The 12,213-nt window shown below is 63.7% G+C and carries 12 protein-coding genes; 7 read left to right on the forward strand and 5 right to left on the reverse strand.

Features of this window, described 5'->3' with window-relative positions; all coding sequences use genetic code 11:
- Window positions 1-8: 8 nt before the first annotated feature.
- Window positions 9-455: a peptide-methionine (R)-S-oxide reductase MsrB gene (gene msrB, locus ACRVY7_RS11750; RefSeq protein ID WP_431817188.1), complete on the reverse strand. Its 447-nt coding sequence runs from the start codon at window positions 453-455 to the stop codon at window positions 9-11.
- Between the two features lie 81 nt (window positions 456-536).
- On the opposite strand from msrB, the gene ACRVY7_RS11755 reads away from it, so the two are divergent.
- The 5 genes from ACRVY7_RS11755 (at window position 537) to ACRVY7_RS11775 (ending at window position 5,632) form a co-directional block, all read left to right on the forward strand.
- The gene (locus ACRVY7_RS11755; protein WP_152929976.1) at window positions 537-1,319 is read left to right on the forward strand and encodes a crotonase/enoyl-CoA hydratase family protein; all 783 of its coding nucleotides are present in this window, start codon (window positions 537-539) and stop codon (window positions 1,317-1,319) included.
- 5 nt (window positions 1,320-1,324) lie between these two features.
- Window positions 1,325-3,286, forward strand: coding sequence for an acetoacetate--CoA ligase (locus tag ACRVY7_RS11760; protein WP_431817507.1), 1,962 nt, complete (start codon window positions 1,325-1,327; stop codon window positions 3,284-3,286).
- Window positions 3,283-4,182 carry a 3-hydroxyacyl-CoA dehydrogenase NAD-binding domain-containing protein gene (locus ACRVY7_RS11765; protein ID WP_431817189.1) on the forward strand — a complete coding sequence of 300 codons (900 nt, stop codon included), beginning with the start codon at window positions 3,283-3,285 and terminating at the stop codon, window positions 4,180-4,182. The genes ACRVY7_RS11760 and ACRVY7_RS11765 overlap by 4 nt, the downstream gene beginning before the upstream one ends.
- An 85-nt stretch (window positions 4,183-4,267) precedes the next feature.
- Window positions 4,268-5,134 carry an amidohydrolase family protein gene (locus ACRVY7_RS11770; RefSeq protein ID WP_431817508.1) on the forward strand — a complete coding sequence of 289 codons (867 nt, stop codon included), beginning with the start codon at window positions 4,268-4,270 and terminating at the stop codon, window positions 5,132-5,134.
- 33 nt (window positions 5,135-5,167) lie between these two features.
- Entirely contained in the window at window positions 5,168-5,632 is a 465-nt protein-coding gene (locus ACRVY7_RS11775) for a MarR family winged helix-turn-helix transcriptional regulator (RefSeq protein WP_083444290.1), read from the forward strand.
- Here the strand turns inward: ACRVY7_RS11775 and ACRVY7_RS11780 are convergent.
- The 3 genes from ACRVY7_RS11780 to ACRVY7_RS11790 all read right to left on the reverse strand — a co-directional run bounded on the left by ACRVY7_RS11780 (window position 5,564) and on the right by ACRVY7_RS11790 (window position 9,239).
- Window positions 5,564-6,769: a glycosyltransferase family 87 protein gene (locus tag ACRVY7_RS11780; protein ID WP_431817190.1), complete on the reverse strand. Its 1,206-nt coding sequence runs from the start codon at window positions 6,767-6,769 to the stop codon at window positions 5,564-5,566. The two genes, ACRVY7_RS11775 and ACRVY7_RS11780, sit on opposite strands and share 69 nt — an antisense overlap.
- A gap of 89 nt (window positions 6,770-6,858) precedes the next feature.
- Window positions 6,859-8,472 (reverse strand): alpha/beta hydrolase, encoded by a 1,614-nt coding sequence (locus ACRVY7_RS11785; RefSeq protein WP_431817191.1) that lies wholly within the window; start codon window positions 8,470-8,472, stop codon window positions 6,859-6,861.
- Window positions 8,473-8,486: 14 nt separating this feature from the next.
- On the reverse strand, window positions 8,487-9,239 hold the full coding sequence (locus ACRVY7_RS11790; RefSeq protein ID WP_431817192.1) for a pyrimidine reductase family protein: 753 nt from the start codon (window positions 9,237-9,239) through the stop codon (window positions 8,487-8,489).
- A 35-nt stretch (window positions 9,240-9,274) separates the two neighbouring features.
- Here ACRVY7_RS11790 and zapE point away from each other — a divergent pair, with 35 nt between their 5' ends.
- Window positions 9,275-10,291: a cell division protein ZapE gene (zapE, locus tag ACRVY7_RS11795; RefSeq protein WP_005201904.1), complete on the forward strand. Its 1,017-nt coding sequence runs from the start codon at window positions 9,275-9,277 to the stop codon at window positions 10,289-10,291.
- A gap of 168 nt (window positions 10,292-10,459) precedes the next feature.
- A complete protein-coding gene (locus ACRVY7_RS11800) occupies window positions 10,460-11,437 on the forward strand; it encodes an alpha/beta hydrolase (RefSeq protein WP_431817193.1) in 978 nt (325 codons plus the stop codon).
- Between the two features lie 59 nt (window positions 11,438-11,496).
- Here the strand turns inward: ACRVY7_RS11800 and ACRVY7_RS11805 are convergent, their stop codons facing one another.
- The gene (locus tag ACRVY7_RS11805) at window positions 11,497-12,081 is read right to left on the reverse strand and encodes a GNAT family N-acetyltransferase (RefSeq protein ID WP_431817509.1); all 585 of its coding nucleotides are present in this window, start codon (window positions 12,079-12,081) and stop codon (window positions 11,497-11,499) included.
- Window positions 12,082-12,213: the final 132 nt, after the last annotated feature.

Below are 12,213 nucleotides of genomic sequence, written 5' to 3' on the forward strand. Positions count from 1 at the left end.
CCGACCGGTCAGCTCTCGTCCGGCTCCAGCGTCATGCTGATCGAGTTGATGCAGTACCGCAGGTCGGTCGGGGTGTCGTAGCCCTCGCCGGCGAAGACGTGGCCGAGGTGCGAGCCGCAGGTGGCACACAGCACCTCGGTGCGTCGCATCCCGAGCGAGTCGTCGGATCGCTCGATGATCGCGTCGCCCGCCAACGGTGAGAAGAACGACGGCCAGCCGCAGTGGGAATCGAATTTCTGGTCGCTGCGGAACAATTCGGCACCGCACGCCCGGCAGCGGTAGACGCCGGTGGTCTTGGTGTCGGTGTACTCGCCGACGAACGGCGCTTCGGTGCCCGCCTGCCGCAGCACGCGGAACTCCTGCGGGGTGAGGCGCTCACGCCATTGGTCGTCGGTGAGGTTCGCCAGCTGCTCGGGGCTCTCGGAAGCCGACTTTCCAGAAGTCTCAGATGTCATGACTCAACGGTACGTCGTTGGTCTCTTGACTAAAGCCAACACGTAACTGATACTCAGGAAACCTGAATATAAGGAGACCTGATGAGTTTGAGTTTGCCCGACACGCTGCGTCTGCGAGTCGCAAACAACGTTGCTGTTCTCCACCTGGCACGCCCGGAGAAGCGAAACGCTCTCGATGACAAGACGATCGTCGGAATCGAGGGGTTCTTTCGCAATCTGCCCGCCGACGTACGTGCCGTCGTCATCACCGCGGAGGGCGACCATTTCTGTGCAGGACTGGACCTGTCCGAGATGGTGGACCGTTCCGCGATCGAGGGGATAGCCCATTCTCAGATGTGGCATCGCGCTTTCGCGGAGATCGAGGACGGACCAGTGCCCGTCATCGCGGTACTCAAAGGTGCCGTCATTGGTGGCGGCCTGGAGCTCGCCGCAACCGCTCACATCAGGGTGGCCGAGAAGTCGACGTTCTACGCGCTTCCGGAAGGGCAGCGCGGGCTGTTCGTAGGCGGTGGTGCATCTGTGCGTGTACCGCGGCTTATCGGAGTGTCGCGCATGACGGACATGATGCTTACCGGACGGCGATACGACGCGCAGACAGGCGAGCGGATCGGGTTGAGTCAGTATGTTGTCGACGACGATTCGGGTCTTGACTTCGCCGTCGAACTCGCCGGCCGTATCGCGCAGAACGCGGAGCAAACCAATTTCGCCATCACGCGGGCTCTCCCGCTGATTGCCGAGGCAAACCCTCGCGAGGGGTACCTCATGGAGTCGATGATGGCGGCGCTTGCGCAGGGAACTGACGACGCCAAACACCGCATGCAGGACTTCCTTGCCGGACGAACTGCGAAGGTGGAACTTCCGTGACGACCATGACAACTGAACTCGACATTCTTTGGGCACCAACTGCACACAGTATTGACCAGACCGAGATAGGCCGGTTCATGGCCTGGCTGCGAGAGAACCGAGGTCTGGAGTTCAGCTCGGCGCAGGGTTTGTGGCAGTGGTCGGTGGATGATCTTGACGGTTTCTGGTCGGCAATCTGGGAGTTCTTTTCGATACGCAGTCACACCCCCTACTCGTCCGTTCGCACGACCGAAACCATGCCGAATGTCGAGTGGTTTCCAGGCGCGACGCTCAACTACGCGGAGCACATGGTTGGGGCCGATGCTGATCTGGATTCAGTTGCAGTGCTTGGCCGTTCGCAGACTAGGTCGAATATCGATCTGACCTTTGGCGAGCTGCGAGCCCAGGTTGCCATGGCGCGTGCAGTATTGCGGAAGCTGGGAGTGAAGAAAGGAGACTGCGTCGTAGGTTACCTTCCCAACATTCCCGAGACTCTCGTCGCTTTTCTCGCGACAGCTAGTCTCGGTGCGACGTGGGCGACATGCGCAACCGAGTTCGGGGCGCGCAGCGTCATTGATCGTTTCGGACAGATCGAGCCCGTTGTATTGTTGGTCGCTGGCGGATATCGGTTCGGCGACAAGGACATCGCCCTGACGGAAAACGTCGCGACGATTCGCTCTGAGTTGCACAGCGTGCGTACGGTGATCGACATCGAATACGGGCCGTATCGGGTAGATGACAGCCTGTCGTGGACAGGCTTGCTCGCGGAAGAGTCAGACGCGACACTCGAATTCGAGCCGGTTCCGTTCGGCCATCCCCTGGTTGTCCTGTTTTCCTCGGGGACGACAGGAAAGCCGAAGGCGATCGTTCACGGCCACGGGGGACTGCTCCTCGAACACCTAAAGAATGATGCGCTGTCCTGGGACCTCCATCCGGGAGATCGGATGCTGTGGTTCACCACGACAGCGTGGATGATGTGGAACGCACTTGTGTCGGCGCTTCTCACCCGCTCCAGCATCGTGATGATAGATGGCAATCCGGCCCATCCGGGCCTGCGTTGGCAGTGGGAACTCGCCGAGGAGACCGGCGCAACAATGATGGGCGCTGCACCCGGATTTGTGATGGGTTGCCGCGCAGCGGGTATCGAGCTCGCAGGCCTGGAGCTGTCCGTCCGGACTGTCGGTTGTGCAGGTTCTCCGCTGCCCCCTGAAGGCTTCGATTGGATCTATGAGCAGTTGGGTCCCGATGTAGTACTCAATGTGGGTTCTGGTGGCACTGACGTGTGTACGGGCATCGTGCAGAGCAATCCGCTACTTCCGGTCATCCGAGGTCGGATCTCTGGGCGGGCGCTCGGCGTCGCGGCATACGCGTTCGACGACGCAGGCGAGCCGGTCCTCGACAGCGATGGCGAGCTCGTGATCACCGAACCGATGCCGTCGATGCCGGTCCGGTTGTGGGCCGACGACGACGGTGACAAACTCCGATCGACCTACTTCGACCGGTGGCCAGGCATCTGGCGTCACGGAGACTGGATCAGCTTTGCGGGCGACGGTAGCTGTGTGGTTACTGGGCGCTCCGACGCAACGCTCAATCGCGGTGGCGTCCGACTGGGGACGGCAGAATTCTACCGTGTCGTCGAAGAGATGCCCGAGGTGCGCGACAGTCTCGTAGTGCACCTCGAGGACCCGGAAGGTGGGAACGGTCGACTCCTGCTGTTCGTTGTGCCAGCCGTGCGAGCGACCCTCGATGATGCTGTGAAGCAGCGTATCTCGCGTGAGCTACGCACATCGCTCTCGCCGCGGCACATTCCGGACGAGATTCACGAAATCGACGTTGTCCCAAGGAATCGCACCGGGAAGAAGCTGGAGGTTCCTGCCAAGCGCATTCTCGCGGGAACGGCGCTCAGCGAGGTCGCAGCGCCGGACGCGCTGGCTGATCCAACGTCACTTGATCCGTTCGTCGAGCTCTCCAAGGAGCTGACCCGATGAGCGCGGAAATCCGGGCCGCCGGCGTTGTCGGTGCGGGCGCGATCGGGCTGAGCTGGATCAAGTTGCTCGCCCGCCAACAGATTCCGATCGTGGTTGCCGATCCTGACCCCGCGACGCCCGAGCGGGTCCGATCTGTGGTGGGCGAGTGGTCGACAGTGACCTACGTTGACGACGCCGCCGACGCCGCGCGCCGCGTGGACATCGTTTTCGAGGCGGGACCCGAACGCATCGACGTCAAGCGAACGCTATTTGCGGCGATGGATGCTTCCGCGCCCCCTGAGACCGTCTTGACCAGCAGTTCGTCGGGTTTCACTCCAAGTGAGATCCAGGGTGACTGCACCCGTCCCGAGCGTGTGGTGGTGGCGCACCCGTTCAACCCGCCGGATCTTGTCCCCTTGGTCGAGGTCGTCGGGGGTAAGGCCACCGACGAGTGGGCAGTGGAGAAGACCATGCGAGTGTTGGCCAGCCTCGGAAAGCGTCCGATCAGGCTGCGACAGGAACTTCCGGGGCACGTCGCCAACCGGCTGCAAGCGGCATTGTGGCGAGAGGCTTACCACCTGATCGGGCAGGGCGTCGTGTCGGTTTCGGACCTCGACGAAGCGATCGCCTACGGTCCTGGATTGCGGTGGGCATTGCTGGGACCGATTGCCACGCAACACCTTTCCGGAGGCGCTGGTGGATTGCGTCATGTACTCGACCATTTAGGACCCCCGATGGTGGAGTGGTGGGATGACCTCGGCAGTCCAATACTCGACCGTGCATTGGTAGACCGCTTGGTCAGCGGGGTGGAAGCAGAACTCGACGGTCAGGAGGTGCAGGTGCGGGAACGCCGTGACGAGGCGCTACGCCAACTCCTCGTGCTCAAGACTCGTTCTGGCCTTGCGGATGAGGCTTGAGGCACTTCAATTGCCACACAACGCATCTGGAGAATTGATGCGTTCCCGATCGAAAGAGGACGCGGTGAAACGCTACGAACCCAACATTGACCTGCCCGGACTGCGCGCGATCGACGTGCATGTGCACGTAGAGCAAGACGATCACGGCCATCTCTCCCTCGATGGTGAGCTGATGGAGGCCTCTGAGGCATACTTCCGGGGAAGTGAGAACCGCACGCCGACGGTGGCCGACCTCGCCGCCCGATACCGCTCGTCGGGAATGGCCGCAGTGATCTTCACCGTCGATGCGACTACTGCGATGGGGCATCCAGCGTTATCAAGCGAAGAGATTGCAGCCGAGGCAGCCGAGCACGCCGACGTCCTGATTCCGTTCGGCTCTGTCGACCCGCATCAAGGGGCCGAGGCTGTGGAGCACGCTCGGCACCTGGTGATCGATCACGGGGTTCGTGGTTTCAAGTTCCATCCGAGCGTGCAGGCCTTTGATCCCTCGGATTCTCGGTACTATCCGCTCTGGCAAGCGATCGAGGAGTTGGCGGTACCCGCGCTGTTCCACACGGGTCAGAACGGTATCGGCGCGGGACTTCCGGGGGGACGCGGTATCAAACTGCGCTACTCGAACCCGATTCTCCTCGACGACGTCGCCGCCGATTTTCCGCATCTCACCGTCATTCTGGCGCATCCGTCGGTCCCGTGGCAGGCAGAGGCGATCTCGATGGCGACACACAAGGCCAATGTCTTTATCGATCTTTCTGGCTGGCGACCCAAATACTTTCCGCCGGAACTGATTCAGGCCGCCAATGGGCTGCTCCGCACCAAGGTCATGTTCGGTACCGATTACCCGCTCATCACGCCCGAAAGGTGGTTGACTGACTTTGAACTGCTCCCGATTGACGCCGACAAGCACGAGCGAATCCTCAAACTGACAGCAGCCGGAGTTCTCGGGCTGAGCTGACCTGCCATGGCGCGGTCTCACTACCCTGTGACCATGAGTCGAGAACCGAGCCTGCTATATCAGGTCAAGCAGGTTGAATTGGCTGTACGTGCTCAACTCGACGACGTGGTACGCCCATTCGGCCTCACGACCACGCAGTACACCGCGATGACCGTGTTGGAGCGCAGCCCGGACATGACGTCGGCGCGGCTGGCTCGCAGCTCGTTCGTCACTGCACAAAGCATGGCAGACATTGTCACCGCACTGTCCGACAGCGGATTGATAGAACGGCACAGAGACGCCAAAGACCGTCGCAGGCTCGTTCTTTCGCTCACTGCCCGTGGCCGAAAGGTGTTGGAGGACTGTCGTGGCCCGGTCGCTGCACTACAGGAACGGATGGTCACGGGACTGAGTGACGGCGCGGTTGAGGACTTCCGTTCCGCGCTCACACTATGCCGGCAAAACCTCGGCGCTCCCGATCCGGGCTCGACGCACGTCGAGATAGCGGAACAGCAGTGAGCAGAACACGGCGATCATCAGCAGAGACCAGCCGTAGGTGACCTTGTTGTACTCGAGCATCCAGCCGAAGGCCGTCCATTCGCGTGAGTAGAACGAGTCGAAGGTCATGCAGCCGTATATCCCGAGCCATGCCGGCCAGTTGCGGATGGTCGAGCCCGGGATCAGGACGGTCATGATCAACGGGAACAGCAGCATCGAGTAGTAGCCCTGACCGAGCGCGCCCACGAGGAACGTGGTGGTCAGCAGCACGCCCGACGATGTGGTCAGCCACAGCAGTTCGTTGGTCGTGCGGTAGTAGCGGTACAGGAACCACAGCGAGAACACGGCCATCAGGACGAACGCGATGCGAAGAACGAGGACCAGCCACGGCGCCACACCGAAGTAGGCTCCGTTGCCCGCGATCGAGCTGTTGTAGTAGTCGCGCGCCTCGCCGAGGTAGGGGAGGGTTCGGTCGATGAAGGCTCCCGGATCCGCGGACAGCGGCCACGCGATGATCGTCAGGACCAGCGGGACGCCGATTCCGGTGACCAGGATGCGCCACTGGCGGTTGAGCAGCGGGAGCAGCAGGAGGGGGGCGAGCACCGGTTTGACGGCGATCGTCAGCCCGATCGGTACACCGGCCCACCAATCCTGACGCTTCATCATCAGGAGCATGAACGCCGACATGCCGAGCAGCACAAAAGCATTGAAGTTGGTGAAGATCAGAGTGTGGGCCGTCGACTCCGTCATGAAGAAGAAGAACAGGATGGTCGGCAAGACCCACGACTTGAGTGAGTAGCCGAAGAGCTTGGTGAGAAGAAGCGCCGAGATCACCAGCGCGAGCACACTGACCCCGATGAAGGTCCAGCGCGCGGTCTGCGGATCGAGCACCGAGATCGGTGCCATCAACAACGTCCCGGACGGCGGATACAGATAGTGCGGGTCGACGGTGTTGAGGTTCTCGTTGTACACCGGCTGGTTGTTCATGAACCGCAACGCGGCCTGGTAGACGGGCGTGAAGTCGTCGGTCCGGTCGCCGTTGATGGCGAGAATCACCGACCGATGAATCGCCGTCATGATCGTGAGCGGCCACAGCACCAGCGGGATGATCCGCTGCACCGTCATCTGCGGGTAGAGAATCCTGTCGAGAGAGGCCACCCGCGAACCGTACTACGAGTGGTGTCCGACACCGCGTCGGCCCCGCCGTGCCTGCGGCGGAATCCTGTGATGGGTTCGGCGGGACTCGGTCAGGTCGGGCAGCCGCGTTCTGACGGTCCGCTCAGCGGTGCCTGCCTGATGTAATCGGAGACCGCGTCGGCTGCGCAGTCGCTGCGGGCGAGCACCGAGTAGCCGAGGCCCTCCCACGTCACGCTGACTGAGTCTGCGCCCGCCTTGGTCAGCAACGTGTTGACCGTCGCGATGCCGCCGCCACCATTGACCGGGTCTCCGGTGCCGTTGAGCAGCAGCGGCGGGACCGGGTACGAGTTCGGCGGATTGACCACGGGCGTCGACGCCCAGCCTAGGCACCTACCGAGCGACAGTGCCGAGTTGTTTCCGGTGAGCGGATTCTGTTTGCTCCAGGTCGTTGCGAGGCCGGGGATCTCGTTCTGGCCGATCGGTCCGGAGACGTCGTTGCAGGCTGCCACGAGCTGCCCGTCGGACTCGCGCAACGAGGCAGCGTCGTCGGCGAATCCGGCTAGCGCGCGGGTGTCGCCGCGGTCGGCGGAGGCGATGGCCGATGCCACCGAGTTGATTCCGTCGGGGTTGTTGGGTGCGAGTGCGAGCGCCGTGGTGATCGCGGCGAGCGCATCGGTGTCGGATATGCCGCCCAGCTGACCGTTGCGTCCCTTGTCGAGCACGCTCTGCATCGTCTGGGTTCCGTTGGCCCCGAAGGCGCAGGAGGGCAACGAGGAACAGCGCTGGGCGAAGGTTCGCAACGCGGCCTGGACTCCGGTCGCCCCGCTGGCAGCGGTGTCACGAGCGTTCGCACCGAAGGGTGTCGGCGTGTCGAGGATGATGCGCCCGGTCCGGCCGCCGTATTGGGCGGTGTACGCGATGACCACATCGGACCCTTCGCCCACGCCGATCAGCCCGAGCCTGTCGACTCCCCATCGCTCGCGCAGCGACTCCAGATCGGAGGCGGCGTAGGAGATGCCGAAGTGTAGTTGGTTGGGGGTCAGCGTCTCGGTGCAGCCATCGGCCGCGGACGACGCTGCGGCGGAGAGTCGCGTCAGCCGCGCAGACGTATCCGACGACCCACCGTCGAGGCCGTTGTTCCGGATCGTCGTGCGTTCGTCGCGCGTCAGGCAGTCGAGTGCCCCGCTGCGTTCGATCCCGCGCCTGTCGACTGCGACCACCGGATTGCTGGCGAGGAGTTTCTTGCCCGCGCCGCCCGCGAGGAGCAGCAGTGTGCGCGACGACGGGAGGTCGGAGCCCGACGTCAACACCAGAGGCGCAGCGTCGGCGGGCGTGTCGGCTGCCCGGGCGCGCGTCAACGCGACTTCGATGGTGTCGCCGGGCCGGTCGGGATCTATGGGCGAGGGCAGAGTGGCGCACTCGATGGTCACGCCACTCGGCGCAGACGTCGAGTAGTCCCGCGCGACCCGGCTGCCGCACTCGCGCCAATCGAATTCGTTGCGCGGCTTCTGCAGTGCGGGGATCTGTGGCACGGCACTCGACGACGCCGGAGACTGGTTGCCCCCGCCATCGCCCGCGGGTACCAACCCCGGTCCGGTGTCGGGGCCGACTGCGCATGACGACACGACGAGCACCGTTACGAGTGCGGAGACGACACCGATCACGACTTTCCAGGAGTGACGGGGTCGCCGGGGGTCTCCGTGTCGGCCTCGCGCAGATCGCATGTGGGCGAGCGTAGTCAACGGCTCCACCGGCTGAAGACGTAGCCGTCGTTGTCGGTCAGCAGGTGCACGAGCCGCAGTTGGTGCAGCGTCGCGGCGTCGCGATCACTGTGTGAGATACGTGGGGCGTCGCCGGATACCAGGTTGGGGCTGACAGTGAGGCACAGCTCGTCGACGAGATCGGCGTCGACGAACGAACCGAGCAAGCTCGGGCCGCCCTCGCACAGAATGCGTGGGCTGCCGGTCGCCGTGAGGTAGTCGGTCACCTGGTGGAGATCGAGGGCGTCGTCACCGCAATCGACGACAGTCGCACCCGCGTCGACGAGGCGAGCGCGACGGGTGGCGTCGGCCTGGGATGTGGTGATGACGACGGTGGCGGGGTCGCTCAGCGGAGCGAAGTCGGGGTCGACCGTCAGCGACCGGGTGACCAGGGCGAGCCGAGGAGCGGGGGTCTGGCCTGCGGCTGATCGGCGCGCGGCGAACGAAGCGTCGGGTTGTGGTTGGCCGTAGCCCTCGTCGATCGCTGTTCTGGCGCCGACGAGGACGACGTCGCACAATCCACGAAGGACCCGGAAGACGGCTTTGTCGCCCGCGCCGCCGAGCCCCCCGGACTTGTCCTGAAACGACGCCGCGCCGTCGAGCGTGGAGATCATGTTGGCTCTGAGCCACGGGCCGTCGAGGTCGGTGGGATAGGCGTACAGATCGGCGATCCCGTCGACGTCGTCGTCGGGAGATAATGTGACCTGGGTCGCTTTCTGCAGGTAGAGCATCTCGTCCCTCCGATGGTTATCGCTAGGCTCCCGGTATGGTGGCCAGTCTTGTCGACCGCAATCCGGTCGTGTCTCCCGACGCTCTTATCGATGAGATGGTGCCGCCACCGACCTTTGACGAGGTCAGCTTCGACACCTACATCCCCGACCCGAACGAGCCTACGCAGTCGCAGGCCGTCGACGCCGCTCGCGACTTCGTGACGCGCGCACGCAAGGTCAGGGGCGGTAAGAAGGGACTGTTCTCCCGCAACAAGCAACAGCAGGGCGTCGGGCTCTACCTCGACGGCGGGTTCGGCGTCGGCAAGACGCACCTGTTGGCGTCGATCTACCACGCGATGCCAGAACCCAAGTCGTTCGCGACGTTCGTCGAGGTGACGCACCTCGTCGGCGCGCTCGGATTCATGCAGGCCGTCGAGCGGTTGTCCGACCACTCGGTGCTGTGCATCGACGAGTTCGAACTCGACGACCCCGGCGACACCATGCTGATCTCGCGACTGCTCGCCGAACTCACCGCGCAGGGTGTGTCGATCGCCGCGACGTCGAACACGCTGCCCGGGCAACTCGGTGAGGGGCGCTTCGCGGCACAGGACTTCCTGCGGGAGATCCGCAAGCTCGCATCCGTCTTCGACACCATCCGAGTCGACGGACCCGACTACCGTCATCGCGACCTCCCGCCTGCACCCGACCCGCGCAGCGACGCCGACCTCGTCGCTCTCGTCGAGTCGACGCCCGGCGCGACCCTCGACGATTTCGACGCCCTCTGCGAGCACCTGAGTACGTTGCATCCGTCGAAGTACAAAGCGCTGGTCGACGGTGTGTCCCTTGTCGGTATCCGTGACGTGCATCCGGCCAAGGATCAATCGGTGGCGCTGCGCCTGGTCGTTCTCGCCGACCGGCTCTACGACGCCGACATCCCCGTGACGGTGTCGGGTGGGAAGCTCGACGAGATCTTCACCGACGAGATGCTTGCCGGCGGGTACCGCAAGAAGTATCTCCGTGCGACGTCGCGACTTCTCGCGCTGTCGCGGTCGTCGGAAACGGCGATCGGCTAGCACCGACTGTCAGCCGATTTCCAGTGTTCGAGTGTTCACTGAAGTCGGTCGTGCTTTACTTACTCCTCAGTAGTGTAGTCGGTGTCGGGGGACGGGAATCTGCGCTCATGAGCGGGGTGCGTCGGCGTCTCGTATGACTCGACCCTGGGGGTAATTGTGCGGATTGTGATGACGGCGGCTGCTGCGTTGGTCGCGGCACTCTTTGTGGGAGTGGCGATTTCGGCTCCGGCCTCTGCCGAACCCCTGGGCTCGACCGACGCGTCGCGCATTGAAGCGGTGAGCATGGCGAGCGCCACGCGCGCTCAGGTGACGACGTACTCCGCAGCGATGAAGAGGCGGATCACTGTCAGCGTGCTGTTGCCTCGGGATCGCTCGACGCCACGTCCGACTCTGTATCTTCTCGACGGGATCGACGGCGGTGTCTACACCAACTACACCGAGAGCGGCTGGACCTATCAGACAGACATCGAGAAGTTCATGGCCGACAAGCAGGTCAATGTGGTGCTCCCGATCGGAGGCACGGGCTCGTATTACACCGATTGGCGGTCGAACGACCCCATCCTCAAGAACAACCGGTGGGAGACATTCCTGACCAAAGAACTCCCGCCGCTGATCGCGAAGCGCTTCGACACCAACGGTGTGAACGCGATCGGTGGGCTGTCGATGGGCGCACTCGGCGCGATGTCGATCGCGGTTCGCAACCCCGAGATGTATGCGGGCGTCGCGGCATTCAGCGGGTGCCTCGATCAGGGGACGCCGGATTTCCGTCGCGCGACAGCGGCGACGGTACAGACGCGCGGCGGCAACCCGGACAACATGTGGGGACCGATCACCGACCCGCTGTGGACCGAACACGACCCCGCAGAACACATCGCAGCACTGCGCGGAAAGCCGATCTATGTCGCTGTGGGCGACGGACTTCCTGACCTCTCGCTGGGACTCGCTGGGATCGCTTCGCCGGTCGGTGGCGCACTCGAGCGTGCCGCGCTCGAGTGCACGACGGCATTCAAGCAGAAGGCCGATCAGGCGGGCGTGAAGATCACCTACAACTTCCGGCAGGGTCTGCACTCCTGGGGCTACTGGAACCAGGATCTGCACCGCGCATGGCCGACGATCGCGAAGGCGCTCGACGTTCCCGTGCGCTGAATCGATCCCGGCGCGCTGACTCGGTTCCGGCGCGCCGACTCGGTTCCGGAGCGCTCAGTCTAAAGGCGTCGGGTCAGGATGAAGTCGTGCTCGATGCTGCCGTTGAGGTCGAACGTCTTGACCCCGGCACGCTCGAATCCCATCTTCGTGTAAAAGCGTTGCGCGCGAACGTTTTCCTGGTTGACGCCGAGCCAGACGAGCACGCTGCCGCGATCACGGGCGGTCTCGATCGCGGCGCGCATCAGCAACTGTGCAGGCGGGTCGGTGCGACCGCGTGAGTGATGGTCGGGGAGTACGTACATCTTCGACAGCTCGGACGACGGTGTCTCGACGACCACCGCTGCGACGTCGGGGTCGGTCGGTGGCCGGTGGTGCACGAGCGAATAGCCCACCGTCGTGCCGTCGGATGTGCGTGCGATCAATACGTCACTCTCGTCGCTGGCGATGTAGGCAGCAAAGTTCGCTTCGGCCAGGTTGGTCGTAATGAACCCGGCGATGTCGTCGGGCGACGAGTGCGGCGGACAGGCCAGGGGGAAGGTTGCGGCAGCTACCTCGGCGACGACGCCTGCGAGTGAGGGGTCGACCACGACGTCGACGGCCACGGCACCGTGGGAATGCTGTTCGGGTGCGGCATCGCCGGCCATCTGGCTGGTCGGATGTGGTGGCACAGGCGGCGCTACTTCTTTCCGCAGGTGCAGTTGGCGCCGCACGAGCACTCGGGCCCGCAGGTGCAGTCGGGGTTGTCGCAGCCGGGTGTCATATCAGCAGTCATGCAT

The organism is Gordonia jacobaea, from assembly GCF_965344965.1.
GTDB lineage: Bacteria > Actinomycetota > Actinomycetes > Mycobacteriales > Mycobacteriaceae > Gordonia > Gordonia jacobaea.

Bases quoted from the DNA above. Each gene is read 5' to 3' on its own strand.
- msrB (WP_431817188.1), bottom strand. From the start codon at position 455: ATGACATCTGAGACTTCTGGAAAGTCGGCTTCCGAGAGCCCCGAGCAG.
- ACRVY7_RS11755 (WP_152929976.1), top strand. From the start codon at position 537: ATGAGTTTGAGTTTGCCCGACACGCTGCGTCTGCGAGTCGCAAACAAC.
- ACRVY7_RS11760 (WP_431817507.1), top strand. From the start codon at position 1,325: ATGACAACTGAACTCGACATTCTTTGGGCACCAACTGCACACAGTATT.
- ACRVY7_RS11765 (WP_431817189.1), top strand. From the start codon at position 3,283: ATGAGCGCGGAAATCCGGGCCGCCGGCGTTGTCGGTGCGGGCGCGATC.
- ACRVY7_RS11775 (WP_083444290.1), top strand. From the start codon at position 5,168: ATGAGTCGAGAACCGAGCCTGCTATATCAGGTCAAGCAGGTTGAATTG.
- ACRVY7_RS11785 (WP_431817191.1), bottom strand. From the start codon at position 8,472: ATGCGATCTGCGCGAGGCCGACACGGAGACCCCCGGCGACCCCGTCAC.
- ACRVY7_RS11790 (WP_431817192.1), bottom strand. From the start codon at position 9,239: ATGCTCTACCTGCAGAAAGCGACCCAGGTCACATTATCTCCCGACGAC.
- zapE (WP_005201904.1), top strand. From the start codon at position 9,275: ATGGTGGCCAGTCTTGTCGACCGCAATCCGGTCGTGTCTCCCGACGCT.
- ACRVY7_RS11800 (WP_431817193.1), top strand. From the start codon at position 10,460: ATGACGGCGGCTGCTGCGTTGGTCGCGGCACTCTTTGTGGGAGTGGCG.
- ACRVY7_RS11805 (WP_431817509.1), bottom strand. From the start codon at position 12,081: ATGGCCGGCGATGCCGCACCCGAACAGCATTCCCACGGTGCCGTGGCC.